Origin of the sequence: Mesorhizobium sanjuanii (assembly GCF_002529485.1) — a bacterium.
Taxonomy (GTDB): domain Bacteria; phylum Pseudomonadota; class Alphaproteobacteria; order Rhizobiales; family Rhizobiaceae; genus Mesorhizobium; species Mesorhizobium sanjuanii.
In genome coordinates, this window is record NZ_NWQG01000068.1 from 14,938 (window position 1) to 30,590 (window position 15,653).

Below are 15,653 nucleotides of genomic sequence, written 5' to 3' on the forward strand. Positions count from 1 at the left end.
GATGATGAAATTCTATGTTCGCACCGCTGCGGCTCTCGCCGTCGCTTTAACTGTTCTGGCCCATGCTGACCAATCTCATGCAACCGTGTTCGCAGCTTGGCAAGTGACCAACGTGCCGTCTGGCGACACGCTCAACGTGCGCAAATATCCCTCCGGGTCATCGCAGAAGCAGGCCGCCTATCCCAACGGCGCCGTTCTGCAGATGACCGGCAAATGCACCGGCGGCGTCAACCTGCTCGATATCGCCAATCAACCGGCCTCGCAGCAGGTGGAAAAGGTCCGCTATCGCTGGTGCGAAGTCTGGCACGATCCGGCTCAAAGCGGCAATTTCGTCACCGGCTGGGTTTATGGAAAGTACATCGCTCCCCATTGACGGATCCGTGCCGGCGGCAGCGCCGATTTCTGATTTGCTAATGTGCAGCAAGCACGTCGCAACCTGTGGTTTTGTTGATTTGGGAAACAACCAGATAGCCATGTGTCACGATCAAGCATAGCCAAGCATTGGGCCTTCTTTGATGCACATTACGGATGTAAAGACGGTCTTACGTCGCGTCAACGGCCGCTGGTCTGACCAGAGAAATACCCCAAAGCTACACGCAGCACGAAAGATTGAAGCTGATCGCGGACTATTTGATTAACAACAACGAATATAGCGCCACAAGCGAATTGACTTACTTGTTCTGCGGGCCCATTAAGATATCGCGACGCGAATCGTAGAGGCTCTTTCCTGCAAAAAAGTTCGCGCGATGCCCGACCTCTCAAAAAAGGGCGTAGACAGAAACAACACTCGTTGGGGCCATGAAGACCATGGATATTGTCGAAACACCTTCCAGAAACAGTGATGCGCTGATCGAATTGACCGCCGATGTGGTGGCCGCCTATGTCAGCAACAATCCAGTGCCGGTCGGCGAACTGCCGAATCTTATCGCTGATGTCCATGCCGCTCTCGGGCGCGTGGGCGGTGCCAGCGAACAGCCTCCTGCCGACAAGCAGAAGCCGGCTGTAAACCCGAAACGCTCCGTCCATGACGACTACATCGTCTGCCTTGAGGACGGCAAGAAGTTCAAATCGCTGAAGCGTCATTTGATGACCCATTACGGTCTGACGCCGGACGAGTATCGCGAAAAGTGGAATTTGGACGCAAGCTATCCGATGGTTGCTCCGAACTACGCCGCTGCCCGCTCCCAGCTCGCCAAGAAGATGGGTCTCGGCCGCAAGCGCAAGGGGCGCTGAAGCCGGCTCTCCTTACAGCCTGGATATGACAGTCGACGGCGCCCTCGGGCGCCGTTTGCTTTTCGGAGTGATCAGGCGGTCTGCTTCAAGGCTGTCTCGGCATCGCGCTTGATGCGCTTGACCATCGAACGAAGGCCATTGGCGCGCTGCGGCGACAGGTGTTCGTCAAGGCCGAGCGCCTTCAAAGTGGCTTCGGCATCCGTGTTCCGGATCTCGCTGGCGGGTCGCTCCGAAAACAGTGCCAGCATGATGGCAACAAGGCCGCGCACGATATGGGCGTCCGAATCGCCCTGGAAGGTGATAACCGGGTCGGCGCCCGGTCCCTGTTCGGTGGTCAACCACACCTGGCTGACGCAGCCGGGCACCTTGTTGGCTTGGTTGCGGTCGGCGTCGGGGAACGGCGGCAGCGCTTCACCCAGTTCGATCACATAGCGATAGCGGTCTTCCCACTCATCGAGCAGGGAGAAGTCGTCGCGTATCGTCTGGATCGTCGTGGTCATCAACCCGGATATAGTCACCCGGCGCCGCCGCGTCACGAAAAAAGAGGAAAAACACCGCAGGCGTCGAGAGGTCGGACGCGCCTGCGGTGTCGCCAAGAAGGCGGCGAACCGTCTTAGTTTGTCGTCTGCATCCTGACCGGTATGTCGACTGTCGCCGGCAGGACGATAGTCTCTGCCACGCTGCCGGTCGCGACAGTAGTGTCGAGCCCTGTCGTTGGCTTGCCGTCGGTCTGCCCGTCGGTCTGCTTGTCGTCCAGCATGGCGGCCGCGATCTTGGCGGTCTCCTTGGCGCGGGCAGTGATTGTTTGCATCGCCGACTTGCCGGTCTCGCAGACATCGGGCTTGCGTTCGCATATGCCGGCAATGTCGCCGACCGCTTCGCGTGCCGCAAACAGAGCCTGGAGTGGGCCGACAGCCTGGTGACCAGCGTCGTCGGTTCCGACACTCAACGGCAACGCCAGAAGCACCAGCGAAAACCAGAAAGCCATTCTTATCAGAAAGCTCATAGGGACTGCCCTCATCCGTGACCCGGATCATGCCTTCGTGCGGCATGACCTCTTTTATGGGCATGATCGTGGCACATGCGCACCAAAGGACGGCTTGCCCGCTCAGCGAAAATTTTCCTCAAATTTTAGGCAAATTCGAAACGAGCGTTTTGCAATGGATTTGCTTCAAATCCCAGTTGATTCTCTTAAGTGAAAAGTAACCATCTAGCTATTTGTTTTTAAACAGTTTTTATTGGGAAGGCTGTGCGCTGGCGCCGATTGTCCGGCGCGCAACCGTAGCCCGCCCGGATAACCCTCCGTTTACTATGGCTGCAAATGCCCCGGGGTTTCCAATGCCGGCCTCCCAATATTTGTCGCATGCCGGGCATTGGTCGGCACCGCCTTATCCATTCCTTAAACGCTGGATGCGAGTTTCAGATCAATAAAAGCGACCTGCGAAGCAGGGCAGTTCACGACCGGGTGCAAGTGCGTTGAGTTCAATCGGGGCCAGATACGTTGAGTTGCCCGGCGCGATGGCCGCCGGTTGCGAGCGTATGGTTCATCCATCCATCCTTGAGCAGAACGATCGCCTGCGCCAGCGCCGCTTCATCGGCGTCATGCTGGCCGCTCCGTTCTTTGCCGCGGGTGCCGCGGTCACGCTGGTCACCTCCGGCATGGGCGCGGCCGTGACCGTGGCCGCGATCTTCGCCAGTTTCGGCCTTTGCTGGTTTGCCGCTTTGCTGGTGGCGGCGACGGGCAAGATGGCGCTTGCCGGCCGGGCAGCCCTGGCGATGGGCGGTCTCGCTGTGGCCGGTGTCATTGCCGCCGCGGGAGGCCTGGCTTCGCCGGTCGCCTTGCTTGCCCTGGCGCTGCCGTTCGAAGCCTGGTGGATCGGCGGCTCGCGGCGCGCGCCACTATGGGGGGGAGTAGCCGCGCTCGCAGCCGTCCTTCTGCAATATTTTGCCGGCTCCGTCTTGCCGCTCAATCCCCCGCAGATTGCCGCCTGGCACTGGCTGCTGCCGTTGGCCTGGGCGTTCACGCTTGCTCCTCGCCTCGCGGCACTTGGCAATCCGGCCGGCGCGCGGCTTGATCCGGCGGTCGACGATCGGCTCGAGAACATCATCGATGCCGTTGTCTTGAGAGTCGGCAGGCATGGCGAGGTTCAGGATGCGTCGGCCAAGGCGCGCACGCTCCTGAAGCTACAACCGGAACTGCTGCTCGGCACCGGCCTGTTCGACCGGATTCATCTCTCTGATCGTGTGGCATACCTCAGCGCGCTGGCTGACATGCGCGATGGCGCGTTGGCGCGCCGGCTCGATCTTCGCGTCAGGCTGCCGCAGGACGGCGGTGGCGCGACGGCGGACAACTACCGGCCGTTTTCCCTTGAGCTGGCGCGGGCGGAAAAACAAGAGGATGTCTTCACACTCGTCCTGCGCGAGAATGGCGAAGTGGCTGCATTGCGCGAAGACCTTGCCGCCGCGAGCGAGGCGGCGGCTTCCGCCGAAGTGGCGAAGGGGCGGTTCCTGGCGGTCGTCAGCCACGAGCTTCGCACGCCACTCAATGCCATCATCGGTTTTTCCGACATGCTGCTGCACGAAATGTTCGGCGGCTTCAAGGATCCCCGGCAGAAGGAATATGTCGGCCTGGTCAGGGAGTCCGGCCAGCATTTGCTTGCCGTCGTCACCTCGATTCTCGACGTTTCAAGGATCGAGTCGGGCGCCTATGCGACCCAGCCGGAACCGTTCCGTTTCGTCGAAGCGGTCGAAATGTGCCAGTCGATGATGCGCTTGCAGGCCGAGGCAAAGAACATCGATCTGCAAACGCAGATCGCGCCGGATGCGGGCGAGATAAATGCCGATCGTCGCGCCGTGCAGCAGATCCTCATCAATCTCGTCTCCAACGCCATCAAGTTCACGCCCGATGGCGGCGATGTCGTGGTCGGCGCCAAGCGGATCGGCTCGCGGCTGCATTTTTGGGTCAGGGATACCGGCATCGGAATTGCGGAGGAAGATTTCGAAAACCTCGGCAAGCCGTTCATGCAGATCCAGAACGATTACACCCGCCGCTTCGAGGGAACCGGCCTCGGCCTGTCGCTGGTCAAGGGCCTGGTGGCGCTGCACGACGGCACAATGTCGATCGAGAGCATGCCCGGCGAGGGCACCACGGTCACGATCAGCCTGCCGGTGAAGGGACCAAGGGGACGTTCTACCGACAAGCCCGGCGTGCTGCCGATGCCCGCGGCCAGGACGAAGGGGGAAGGGGACAGGAATGGCTCGCTCCGCAAAACAGCCTAAGGCGGTCAGGCGCCGCGGCAACGCCCTTCAGGGCGGCGCGGTTGCGGTTGGCAGCATGATCTCGCGCAATCCGGTTCTGGTCGGCGGCTCGACCGCCTTCCTGGTGACGCTGTTCTATGTCTCGGCCAATGCCCTGTGGTATCAGCCATTCCCACATGCCGGCGCGTTTTTCGCGACCAGGAGCATCGAGGCCTTTCCTCGCGCCGACACCGACGAGCCCGAAACCACCATCAACATCGTGCGGCCGGGACCGGCCCTGGCGCCGGTCAAGAGCGATCCGGTCGTCGAACAGGTCCAGGGCATATTGAAGGACCTCGACTTCTATTCCGGCACGGTTGACGGCATTACCGGCCCCAACACGCGCAAGGCCATCCAGGCCTATCAGCAGAAGGTCGGGCTCAACGCTTCCGGCGAGATCGACAGCGTCCTGCTCGATCAACTGGGTGCCACGCCAACCGCCTCGACGGCGGTGCCGCATCCGGCCCCCCGCCCGGACCAGACGGCCGCCATCCCCATTCCAGCATCGGCGTCGGCAGGTGCGGCAGCGCCGGCGCCCGATGCCCGCATCATCAAGATCCAGGCCGGGCTGAAAGCATTCGGCAATGACGACATGCAACTCGATGGCGTGGTCGGCGCTCGCACAAAGGCCGCGATCAAGGAATTCCAGTCGCTGTTCGGACTGCCGGAAACCGGCGAACCCGACGAGGTCGTGTACGTCAAGATGCGCGAGATCGGTCTCACCAACTGAACTTGACCAACTGACCGTCGAAGCGATCACTCGCGAATTGGCGAAAACCTGGCTAAACAGCATCCGGATCTCGTCCGGAGTTTTGTTATGCGCGTAACCACCGATCTGTGGGTGTCGGCCCTTCTGCGCCGGGTTTTCGGCGCCGGCGGCTTTGCCGCCGTGGTCAAGCGTGGCGCGACCGAGGCGGGCGCTGTCTTTGTGCTGGCGCGGGGCAGGTTGGGCGAGCTTGCCCTGTTCGGGCCGGCGCCGCAGACGAGCTACGATTCGGCCAAGCCCGACGACCGTTTCTTCAGCCCGCTCGGCGCCGGCGACGATGCCGCCGCGCTCGACGCAAGGCTGGAGAGGGAGAAAAAATTCGATCCCGATATCTGGGTGGTGGAGATCGAGGCCGGCGCCGTTCCGGTCGAGGAGCTTATTGCCGTCAAGATGCCTTGAGGCTGGCGATGGCGGGACCATTGCCGCTGTCTTGCGCCATGCGCGTATCGGCGTTCGCGGCGGCGCGCACGATGCCGCGAACCACCCTCGACAAGGTCTCGGCTTTCCAGTTGCGCACCTTGTCCAGCGCTGCGTCGCGATGCAGCAGGCGGTAACGATCGAGGAAGATGCGGATGGCCTGCGGATGCGGAAACGCGGTGGGATAGATCGCGGCCGCGATCAGGAACGCCTTGTCCTCGCCGAGGTCAAGGGCGCGCAAGGCGGCCAGCAGCGATGTATAGTTCTGGTTTGCGGTAAGCGACCGCGCCGTCGAGAAGTCGATGTCGAGCGCGTCTGCCAGCGCGGTCTGGAAGAATGCCGCGTTGCCGGTCAGCGCCGTCTCGCGCAGTTTGACATAGGTCTGCGCGCCGACGAACGGATTGACGGCCAGACCGCCGCTCTCCGCATCGGTGCGCATCATCGACCGCAACCGGCGTCGCGCATTTTCGGCGCTGGCGCCGGGTAGCGGCTTTCTATCAGGGACGGCAGCAGCGATTTCGGCGCTCTCGGCCGCATCAGTGACCGCGTCGGGCTGCTGCACGCGCACCAGCGTCGGCTTTTCGAGCACCCTGATCAGCTGGGCGATGGTCGGGTTCAAATTCTTGCGGCGCGCGATGGCGCGCGCATGCGGCAGCCCGTGACGCCCGATGAGCGCGATAAGGTCGACGTCGCTGACGGAGCGCGAGCGGATAAGCAGCGGCGCGGCGATATCGACTGGTTCCTCGCAGAGCCGCCTGACCAGTGCGGCAGGGGCATATTCGCATTCGGAAAGCGCTGCGGCGACGTAGCGGCGTGACTCGACCGACACGCTGTTGAAAAGCGGCATCGTCAGGTCTTCGAGTTGCGCGATCTCCCGGCGCGAAGGACGGGTGAGCGAGCAGAATGCCGACACCGCCGCGCGGAACAGCCTTTCGGCCTTTCCCGATTCAGTCCGTATAACGATTTGCCTGAAATCCGAAGATGACACGGAGGATACGCCCGACACTCGACACGATCTGGCCATGCTCAACCGGGACTGTGTCGGTTTCGCCTTTGACAAGAACAAAGATCAAGTTAGCGACGATCCGTTAGCGTTCCGTTAACCTACTGCCATCCTTAATCACAATTGGAGGCGTTGCGTTATGCTCCGGGGCAACCGAGAGGAATGCACGAACCATGGGCATGGTACTGTCTTTCGTGCCGCGAACGGCGGCAACCAATCGAGCAGTTAGAAACACCGGCACACCGGCGGCGGTGATCATCTTTCCCGGGGTCCGCTATGAACAGCGGCCACTGACGGGCGAGGCGAGGCCGGGCGTCGATCCGGACAAGCCAGGCTCGTCGGCGACGATGCCAAGCTCGTCGGGGACGCTGCCTGTTCCGCACCACTGAGTTTCGGGATCGGCTCTGGAGCAATTCCAGGAAAAGTGTGAAACGGTTTTCCCGGGAAAAGCGCGTAGCGCTTTCCCTTGGGAACTGCGCAAAAACAAAGAGATAGAGCGGTTCGGCGTTAAACGGTGACCGCTCTAGAAATCCTGCTGCTCACAGGAACCCTGATCGAGAAACCGCGACACGGTTGGCTTCCAGCTGTCGTCGGGCACGAAGGCGCGGATGACGAATATGCCTTCGTCGATGGGCGCTTCGACGAAGATCGCTCCTTGCAATTCCTCGGGAAGATCCTTGCGCACCTCGATCATCTGCGCGGGCGTCAGCACCACGCTGTCGAGCTGTCCCGCCGTCGCGCTGTGATCGTTGAAGGAATAGACATTGTGGCCGTTGCGGTCATAGACGGATACGGACCAGAACGGCACGTTCCCCGGCGCGGTGATCCGCACCATGCCGTCGGTCAGGTCGAACCGGCAGGCGGCCGCGTAAAACAGCGGATCGACCGACTTCACCACCGGAGCGCCGCCGGCCTCCGCGTCCAGCCTGGTCATCTTGTAGAGGTCCGAGGCCATGGCCAGCCGCGACCAGGCACCGCGTTCGGAAAACTCCGGTACAAGCAGCACCACGATGATGTGCACGATGCCGGCGCCAAGCAGCCCGAGCAGGATTGCATGCAGCAGCTTACGCATTGCAGCCGACCTTGAGGATCCGCGGCAGCGTGACATCGGACAGACCCGTGCTGCTGGCGATCGGGGTGTCGTAGAATGTCAGCACGAAATACATCCGCCCGGTGCCCTCGGTCAGCAGCCAATTGCCCGGCGCGGGGCGGCTGCCGACGGAAATGGTCACCGAATTGTTGGGCTGGCGCAGGACCTGGTAGGATTGGAGCGCCGCAAGCCTTGGCCTGGCGGTCTGGATCGCACCGAGCGACTGATCGGCGGCGTAGAGGGTCCAGAATCGCGCCGTGGGAAATCCGCCTTCGATCGTGTAGGCGCATTGGCGCATGAGCTGTTCGCCGCTGGAATCGCGCTCGGCGATGAAGGACAGCCCCTCAGCCCGCCCGAGCGCCAACACGCCTTCGCGCGCCACGCGGGCCTTCGAATAAGGGTCCGCCGCCGGCGTGCCGATATCGGGGAACGCCGTCCATTGGCCGATCCTGATCGCCCCGACGCCGTCCTGCGTCTTCAGGGCATACCAGACGCTGCCGCCACCACCACCGATGGCTATGGCAAGCGAAAGCAGCGTGAGCAAGACGTTCTTGAGCATGAAGAGCCGCGGGTGAGAAAGCAGGAGCGCTGCTCGGGATATCGCGGGGCAGGGGGGCATGGCAAGCATGGCCGTCGGATGCCGCGACGCAGATCCCGACGCTGAGCTAGCGGCAGGTCAAAGCGCCGACAGGGTCTCCGGCGTCGCGGGAGGCTGGAGGACGGGCGCCGACTGGAACAGCCTGGTCATGTCCCGCAGCGCCTGCGTGGTCTGGCTGGACAGTACTGGCGGGCGTTCGGCGGCGGCGTCAGCCGCTGCCTTCTCGGCGTTTTTCTTCTCCGCCTCCACGGCCTTGGCCGCGACCTCTTCGTCGACGAAGGGGTGTTCGAGACCGGGGATCGGCTTGAGGTCGATATTCTGGTGCGCGTAGGCCATCAGGCGTTGCCACACCATGGCCGGCAACGAGCCGCCGGTCATGTTCCTGGTAGGGGAGAAGTCGTCATTGCCCATCCACACGGCAGCGGTGTAGTTGCCGGTGAAGCCGACATACCAGGCATCGCGGTAGGCCTGGGTGGTGCCGGTCTTGCCCGCGGAAACGATGTTGGGAAGGGCCGCGCGCCGCGCCGTGCCCATCACCGGCACCGCCGCCAGCATGGTGTTCATGTATTTGAGCGCCTGCTCAGACAGCACACGGCGCGGCGGCGGCGCGTCCTTGGCGAAGTCGTAGACCACTTCGCCGGTACGGGTGACGAGCTGTGAGATGCCGTGCCGGGTGCCGACAAAGCCGTTCTGCGCAAACACGCTGTAGCCTGTCGCCTGGTCCATCACGGTCATGCCCGACGTGCCGAGCACCATGGTCTTGTGCGATTCGAGCGGCGATTCGACGCCCATCGCTTCGGCCATTGCCTTGATCGGCTTGATACCGAGATAGTCCTTGGCCAACCGCACCGGCACGGTGTTGATCGATTTGGCGATCGCCGTCATCAGCGTGACATTGCCCGCGGATCCGCCATTGTAATTGTGAGGTGACCAGCCACCCCAGGAGATCGGTCCGCCGGAAACGACCGAGTTCGGCGTGAAGCCGTGTTCCATGGCCGTCGCATAGACATAGGGTTTGAATGACGAGCCGGTCTGGCGCAGCGCCCTGGTGGCGCGGTTGAACTGGCTGGCGCCATAGTCGCGGCCGCCGACGATCGCCCTGACCGCGCCGTTGGTCTCGATGACCACCATGGCGCCTTCGGTGACGTTGTACTCCTTGCCGAATTGACGGAGATGGAACTCCATCGATTCTTCGGCCGCCTTCTGGATGTTGGCGTCGAAAGTGGTGTGAGCGACCAGCGAATGCTGGCCAGGCTTGGCGATCTTCTTGACCTCGTCGAAGGCCCAGTCGAGATAATAGTCCGGGCTCTTCTGCTCGCCGCGGTCGACGATTTCGGCCGGATGCAGCCTTGCCTGCAGCACCTGGCCTTCGCTCATGAAGCCGGCATCGACCAGGTTGGACAGCACCACATTGGCCCGCGCGCGGGCCGCAGGCAGGTTGATATGCGGCGCGTATTTTGTGGGCGCCTTGAACAGGCCGGCCAGCATCGCCGCCTCGGCGAGGTTGAGGTCCTTGACGCTCTTGCCGAAATAGAAATCGGCCGCCGCCTCGATGCCGAATGTGCCGCCGCCCATATAGGCGCGGTCGAGATAGAGCTGGAGGATTTCCTTCTTCGACAGATTGGCCTCGAGCCACAGCGACAGGAAGGCTTCCTTGATCTTGCGCTCCAGCGTCCGTTCATTGGTCAGGAACAGATTCTTGGCGAGCTGCTGGGTGATGCTCGAACCACCCTGGACGACGGAATTGGCCCGCACATTCTCGAAAATGGCGCGGGAAAGGCCGAGCACGTCAATGCCGTGGTGATCGAAGAAGCGCCGGTCCTCGGTGGCCAGCACAGCCTTGATGACCTGGTCCGGCATCTCGTCGACCGGCACCGAATCGCGCTGGATGATGCCGCGCTGGCCGATCTCGTTGCCGTAGCGGTCGAGGAAGGTGACGGCAAAGTCGCCCTGGGCACGCCAGTCGCCTGCCGTTTCCTGGAAAGCCGGCATAGCGAGCGCCAGCATGACGACGATGCCGCCGGCGCCGAGCGTGAAGCCTTCGCTCAGAAGCTCGATGGTGCCGCGCCGCCAGCCGGTAACGCGAAAACGCCGGAAAAAAATAGTGGCCGCTTCCCAGAACTGGCGCGCCTTGAAGCCGATCTCGTAGAGCGAGGAATCGAGCCACGCATCGACCGCGAGCAGCCTGGCGGCGATCGGACCTCTTCTCTTGCGTGGCTCCAAAGGATTGGTCATTCCGGAAATCCGCCCCCCAGCGCGACCTTGAGAACCGCAAGCGGGCAATTTCAGGGCGGCGCACTGCCCGCGACTATGCGTCGATTTTGATCCCGCTCACAAGGGTAAGGCAGGCTCATGCGCGAGGTCTGTTGATCGAAAAGGGCGCGCTTGTTGCAAGCGCGCACGCTTCCGACGTCACCGCGCCGCCATAAAGCGCATGAAATGCGCCACGTCGGCCCCTTCAGGCTCCTGGCCGGTGAAACTGCGCAGGTAGGCGGCCAGATGACTGACCCGTGCCTCGACGGGTTCCCTAAGGTCGAGCATGTAGTAGCCTATCTGCATGTAATAGAGCACCCGGGCACGGATGAAGGCGTCTTCCTCGTCATAGCCGTGTTGGCGATACATGTCGCGGATGGCGCTCAGCCTATCGTCATCGGCCTTGTCGATCGCCCGGCGCACGTCGTCGGAACGCCGCGCCCATTCGCGGATGGCGAAGTCGAGCCTGGGATCGAACAGCCGCTCGTCGGCCCAGCATTCGAACACGTTCAAGACGCCCATGATAATGCTTTTGGCCGGCCGTTTCGCGCGTTCGACGATCGCCTGGGTGTTGGTTTCGTGCCAATGGGCGAGCAACTGGTCGAGCAGATCCTGGCGGCTCTGGAAATACCAGTAGAAGCTCGAGCGCGACACGCCGAGCTTTTGGCCGAGTGGCAGCACGCGCACGCTTTCAACGCCGTCGGAAATCAGCGTCTGCAGCGCAAGATTGATCCAGTCCCAGCGCGTTACCTTGATGTTGCCGGGCGCCGGCTCGTCCTGTGGAGCGATCACGATCATGCACCCACACTTGGCATGACGGGTAACGACGCGCAAGCCGACTGGACACCTATGTCTGCACTCTAGACACATATGTACAGTGCATATATGGTGCCGAGGTCGAGCAGCCCGGAGGAAGCCGTGAAGTCGCACTATCGTGCAGTCGTCATCGGGGGTGGTGTGGTTGGCGCCTCGGTGCTCTACCATCTGGCGCGGTTCGGCTGGACCGACGTCGCGCTGATCGAGCGTGCCGAACTCACGGCCGGCTCCACCTGGCACGCGGCGGCCGGATTCCATGCGCTCAATGCCGATCCCAATGTCGCGGCGCTGCAGGACTATACGATTAAGCTCTATCGCGAGATCGAGGCCGAATCCGGTCAGAATGCCGGCCTGCACATGACCGGCGGCGTCAACATGGCCAGCGACCCCGCCCGCTGGGAGTGGCTGAAATCGGCCTGGGCGGTGTTCCAGTCGGTCGGCATTGAAACCGCCCGGCTGGTGACGCCGGAGGAGATCAAGGCGATCTGCCCGATCGTAGACGTCAGCGATGTGCTGGGCGGTCTCTATGATTCCAACGAAGGCCATCTCGACCCTTACGGCACGACGCACGCCTATGCCGGAGCGGCGAAAAAGCGCGGCGCCGATGTCATCCTGCGCAACCGTGTCCTCGACCTGAAGCCGCGCGCCGACGGCGGCTGGGATGTCATCACCGAGCAGGGCACGATCGTTGCCGAGCATGTCGTCAATGCCGGCGGCCTCTGGGCAAAGCAGCTCGGCCGAATGGTCGGCGTCGACCTGCCGGTGACACCGATGGAGCACCACTATTTCGTCACCGAGGACATTCCGGAGGTCGCGGCGCTCGACAGGGAGCTTGGCCTTGCCGTCGATCTCGACGGCTTTGCCTATCTGCGCCAGGAGCGCAAGGGCGTCCTGCTCGGCCTCTATGAGCAGAACCCAAAGCACTGGAACATGGATGGAGCGCCGTGGGACTACGGCATCGAGCTGATCCCGGAAGACATCGAGCGCATCAGTCCGGAGCTCTCCAGGGCATATGAGCGCTTTCCCTGCCTTGCCACCGCCGGCATCCGCAAATGGGTCAACGGCGCCTTCACCTTCACACCGGACGGCAACCCGATCGTCGGGCCGGTGCGCGGCGTCAGGAACTACTGGGTCGCCTGCGGCGTCATGGCCGGTTTCAGCCAGGGCGGCGGCGTTGGCAAATCGCTGGCCGAATGGATGATCCATGGCGAACCGCAGGCCGACATTTTCGGCATGGACGTTGCCCGCTATGGCGCCTTTGCCGCCAACCGCTGTTATCTCAAGCAGACGACGCGCCAGTTCTACGCACGCCGCTTCGTCATGACCTTTCCCAATGAGCGTCTACCCGCCGGGCGGCCGCTGAAACGCCCCGGCGCCTATGACGGCATGACGGCGGCCGGATGCGAATGGACCGCGTCGTGGGGGTTGGAAATCCCCGCCTATTTCGCGCCGATGGGCTTTCGCGAAAACACCACGCTGAAGCGCTCCAACGCCTTCGACATCGTCGGCGACGAAGTGCTGCAGGTCCGGCGCGCCGCCGGCCTCGTCGATACATCGGCCTTTTCACGCTATGCCGTCTCGGGTCCGGGCGCCGAGGCCTGGCTCGACCGGCTGTTGGCCTGCAGACTGCCGAAACCGGGGCAGGCGAAGCTCGCGCCGATGCTCGGCCATGACGGCCGGCTCAAGGGCGATCTGACCGTCTTCAACTGGGGTGGCGGCGACTACTGGATCATGGGCTCCCACTATCTCAGGGAATTCCACATGCGCTGGTTCCAGGACCATGCGGCGGAAGGCGCGGCCGTCACCGATATCTCCGACGCAATGTCCGGCTTCCTCGTCACTGGACCGAATGCGCGGGCGGTTCTTGCACGCACCACGCATCAGGATATTTCGGCTGACGCCTTGCCGTTCATGGCCTGCGGCGCGTTCGACATCGGCATGGTGCGTGCGCGTGTGGCGCGTCTGTCGATTGCCGGCGAGCTCGGCTTCGAGATCAACTGCCCGGCCAGCATGCATGCCACCTTGCGCGAAACGCTGCTTGCCGCCGGCGAGGATCTCGGTCTTGCTGAGATCGGCTTCTATGCGTTGAATGTGCTTAGGCTGGAAAAGAGCTTCGGCATCTGGTCGCGCGAATTCACCCAGGGTTATACGCCAGGCCAGACCGGCCTCGATCGTTTCATCGCCTTCGGCAAGGACGGCTTCATCGGCCGCGAGGCTGCATTGAAGGAGCGCGAGGGCGTCACCACACGGTGCGTCGTGACGCTTGAGGTCGACGCCGTCGACGCCGATGCCAGCGGCTTCGAGCCGGTCTGGCACAAGGGCCGGCGCATTGGCTTCGTCACCTCGGGCGGCTATGGCTATTCGGTCGGCAAGAGCCTCGCGCTGGCGCTGGTCGATCGCGATTTCGCCGGGGAGGGCACTGCCTTGTCTGTGCACATCGTCGGCGTGGAGCGGGCGGCACGGATCATTGCGGCCTCTCCCTACGATCCCCTGGGCAAGACGATGCGGCAATGAGGAGGTTCTGTGATGGTCGACGAAGCCGCACGTGATATCAGGCGCGAGCGCCGGCGCGGACGCACTGGCGAGGCCGGTAGCGAATCCAGCCGGCGGCCCGACTATCGCTCGCTGAAGAATCCCTTCCTGCCGCAGCCGGTCTTTTCCGAAGATCAGGTCGTCGCCATCCACGACACGGCACTGCGGGTGCTCGAAGAGCTCGGCATCAAGGTGCTGCTGCCGCAGGCGCGTGCAGCCTATGCCAGTGCCGGCGCGCTGGTCGACGAGGACAGCCAGATGGTGCGCATCGGCCGCGATATCGTCGCGGCCGCACTGGCCTCGGCGCCGAAGTCGATCACGACACACGCTGGGGATCGCTCGCGCGATGTCGCGCTCGAGCTTGGTACGATGACGTTCCTGGCCGGCTGCGGCGCGCCCAACGTCACCGACCTCGAACACGGCCGGCGGCCGGGAACGCTTGCAGCATTCGAGGACTTCATCAGGCTGGTGCAGCACTTCGACGTTCTGCACATGCTGGGGCCTTGCATCGAGCCGCAGGATGTCGACAACCGCTTCCGCCACTACGCCGTCAACCGGGCGCAACTGACGCTGTCGGACAAGGTCCCCTTCGTCTTCGCCCGCGGCACACCGCAGGTCGAGGACGGTTTTGCCATGATCAGGCTGGCGCGCGGCCTGTCGGAGGACGAATTCTTGAGCGGCGCCCATTGCTACACCGTCATCAACACCAACTCGCCGCGCCAGCTCGATATTCCGATGGCGCAAGGCATCATCGATTTCGCCAGGGCAGGCCAGATCTCTATTATCACGCCGTTCTGCCTGGCTGGCGCCATGGCGCCGATCACCGTCGCCGGCGCGCTGACCTTGCAGCATGCCGAGGCGCTGGCCGGACTGGCGCTCGCCCAGATCGTGCGGCCGGGCGCGCCGGTCGTCTACGGCTCCTTCTCCTCCAATGTCGACATGAAGTCGGGCGCGCCGGCCTTCGGCACGCCGGAGCATGTCAAGGCAACGCTCGGCGCCGGCCAGCTTGCCCGCTTCACCGGCCTCCCCTGGCGGTCAGGCGGCGGCAGCGCCGCCAACATCTCGGACGCGCAGGCGGCCCACGAAACGCAGTTCGCTTTGTGGGGTTCGGTGCTTGCCGGCGCCACCGTCTGCATCCATGCTGCCGGCTGGCTCGAAGGCGGCCTGAGCGTTTCCTTCGAGAAGCTGATCACCGATATCGAGGCGTTGCAGACCATTGCCGAACTCTGCGCTTCGACGCCTGGCGATGAAAGTGCGATCGGCTTCGAGGCGATCGCCGAAGTGCAGCCCGGCGGGCATTTCTTCTCGGCCGGACACACTATGGCGCGCTACCGCACCGCCTTCTACGAGCCGCTGGTCGCCGACTGGTCCAATTTCGGCAATTGGACGCAGGCCGGGTCAAGAACCGCCACAGAGCGCGCCACCGGCGTCTGGAAGCGCACACTGGCCGACTTCCGGCCGCCGGCTTCGGCCGCCGCCACATCAGGCGTTCTCGACGAATTCATAGCGCGGCGCACCGAAGAGGGCGGCGCAGCGCCGGTCTCGTGATGTAGCACCCGATTGATAGGAGTGCCAAAAAATATTCATGCCTCTATTGGTAACTAATCGATAGTATTATTTTGCCGAGTGATTTTCGCATCTCGCCGAA

At 63.0% G+C, this 15,653-nt stretch carries 16 protein-coding genes; 9 read left to right on the forward strand and 7 right to left on the reverse strand.

All coding sequences use genetic code 11. The features are described from left to right. Nucleotide 1 precedes the first annotated feature (1 nt). Together CN311_RS12735 and CN311_RS12740 are read left to right on the forward strand one after the other, a co-directional pair. A complete protein-coding gene (locus CN311_RS12735) occupies nt 2–373 on the forward strand; it encodes an SH3 domain-containing protein (protein WP_425351071.1) in 372 nt (123 codons plus the stop codon). Nucleotides 374–807: 434 nt separating this feature from the next. Then, nucleotides 808–1,233: a Ros/MucR family transcriptional regulator gene (locus CN311_RS12740; protein WP_023673680.1), complete on the forward strand. Its 426-nt coding sequence runs from the start codon at nt 808–810 to the stop codon at nt 1,231–1,233. 71 nt (nt 1,234–1,304) lie between these two features. Here the strand turns inward: CN311_RS12740 and CN311_RS12745 are convergent, their stop codons facing one another. Together CN311_RS12745 and CN311_RS12750 are read right to left on the reverse strand one after the other, a co-directional pair. Continuing rightward, the gene (locus CN311_RS12745; RefSeq protein ID WP_097574070.1) at nt 1,305–1,733 is read right to left on the reverse strand and encodes a SufE family protein; all 429 of its coding nucleotides are present in this window, start codon (nt 1,731–1,733) and stop codon (nt 1,305–1,307) included. 113 nt (nt 1,734–1,846) lie between these two features. Beyond that, a complete protein-coding gene (locus CN311_RS12750; RefSeq protein WP_097574071.1) occupies nt 1,847–2,239 on the reverse strand; it encodes a DUF5330 domain-containing protein in 393 nt (130 codons plus the stop codon). A gap of 533 nt (nt 2,240–2,772) precedes the next feature. On the opposite strand from CN311_RS12750, the gene CN311_RS12755 reads away from it, so the two are divergent. From CN311_RS12755 to CN311_RS12765, 3 genes are all read left to right on the forward strand, one after another. Further along, complete coding sequence (locus CN311_RS12755; RefSeq protein ID WP_097574102.1) at nt 2,773–4,512, forward strand: ATP-binding protein; 1,740 nt, start codon at nt 2,773–2,775, stop codon at nt 4,510–4,512. Continuing rightward, nucleotides 4,487–5,260 (forward strand): peptidoglycan-binding domain-containing protein, encoded by a 774-nt coding sequence (locus CN311_RS12760; protein ID WP_097574072.1) that lies wholly within the window; start codon nt 4,487–4,489, stop codon nt 5,258–5,260. The genes CN311_RS12755 and CN311_RS12760 overlap by 26 nt, the downstream gene beginning before the upstream one ends. 87 nt (nt 5,261–5,347) lie before the next feature. Next, nucleotides 5,348–5,695, forward strand: coding sequence for a DUF1491 family protein (locus CN311_RS12765; RefSeq protein WP_097574073.1), 348 nt, complete (start codon nt 5,348–5,350; stop codon nt 5,693–5,695). On the opposite strand, the gene CN311_RS12770 is transcribed toward CN311_RS12765, so the two are convergent. Next, nucleotides 5,682–6,626, reverse strand: a complete 945-nt coding sequence (locus CN311_RS12770; RefSeq protein ID WP_245440818.1) for a hypothetical protein — start codon at nt 6,624–6,626, stop codon at nt 5,682–5,684. The two genes, CN311_RS12765 and CN311_RS12770, sit on opposite strands and share 14 nt — an antisense overlap. On the opposite strand from CN311_RS12770, the gene CN311_RS33400 reads away from it, so the two are divergent. Both CN311_RS33400 and CN311_RS12775 read left to right on the forward strand, forming a co-directional pair. Next, nucleotides 6,547–6,816: a hypothetical protein gene (locus CN311_RS33400; protein ID WP_245440820.1), complete on the forward strand. Its 270-nt coding sequence runs from the start codon at nt 6,547–6,549 to the stop codon at nt 6,814–6,816. The genes CN311_RS12770 and CN311_RS33400 overlap by 80 nt on opposite strands. A 79-nt stretch (nt 6,817–6,895) precedes the next feature. Next, nucleotides 6,896–7,105 carry a hypothetical protein gene (locus CN311_RS12775; RefSeq protein WP_245440816.1) on the forward strand — a complete coding sequence of 70 codons (210 nt, stop codon included), beginning with the start codon at nt 6,896–6,898 and terminating at the stop codon, nt 7,103–7,105. Between the two features lie 134 nt (nt 7,106–7,239). Here CN311_RS12775 and CN311_RS12780 read toward each other — a convergent pair whose 3' ends face one another. The 4 genes from CN311_RS12780 to CN311_RS12795 form a co-directional block, all read right to left on the reverse strand. Further along, the gene (locus CN311_RS12780) at nt 7,240–7,788 is read right to left on the reverse strand and encodes a DUF1254 domain-containing protein (protein ID WP_208866484.1); all 549 of its coding nucleotides are present in this window, start codon (nt 7,786–7,788) and stop codon (nt 7,240–7,242) included. After that, nucleotides 7,781–8,365, reverse strand: a complete 585-nt coding sequence (locus tag CN311_RS12785; RefSeq protein ID WP_097574077.1) for a DUF1214 domain-containing protein — start codon at nt 8,363–8,365, stop codon at nt 7,781–7,783. The genes CN311_RS12780 and CN311_RS12785 overlap by 8 nt, the downstream gene beginning before the upstream one ends. 117 nt (nt 8,366–8,482) lie before the next feature. Further along, nucleotides 8,483–10,639: a transglycosylase domain-containing protein gene (locus CN311_RS12790; RefSeq protein ID WP_097574078.1), complete on the reverse strand. Its 2,157-nt coding sequence runs from the start codon at nt 10,637–10,639 to the stop codon at nt 8,483–8,485. Nucleotides 10,640–10,816: 177 nt separating this feature from the next. Next, complete coding sequence (locus tag CN311_RS12795; RefSeq protein ID WP_097574079.1) at nt 10,817–11,455, reverse strand: TetR/AcrR family transcriptional regulator; 639 nt, start codon at nt 11,453–11,455, stop codon at nt 10,817–10,819. A 120-nt stretch (nt 11,456–11,575) separates the two neighbouring features. Here CN311_RS12795 and CN311_RS12800 point away from each other — a divergent pair, with 120 nt between their 5' ends. Together CN311_RS12800 and CN311_RS12805 are read left to right on the forward strand one after the other, a co-directional pair. Continuing rightward, entirely contained in the window at nt 11,576–13,987 is a 2,412-nt protein-coding gene (locus CN311_RS12800; protein WP_097574103.1) for a GcvT family protein, read from the forward strand. A gap of 12 nt (nt 13,988–13,999) precedes the next feature. Next, nucleotides 14,000–15,553, forward strand: a complete 1,554-nt coding sequence (locus tag CN311_RS12805) for a trimethylamine methyltransferase family protein (RefSeq protein WP_097574080.1) — start codon at nt 14,000–14,002, stop codon at nt 15,551–15,553. Nucleotides 15,554–15,653 lie beyond the last annotated feature (100 nt).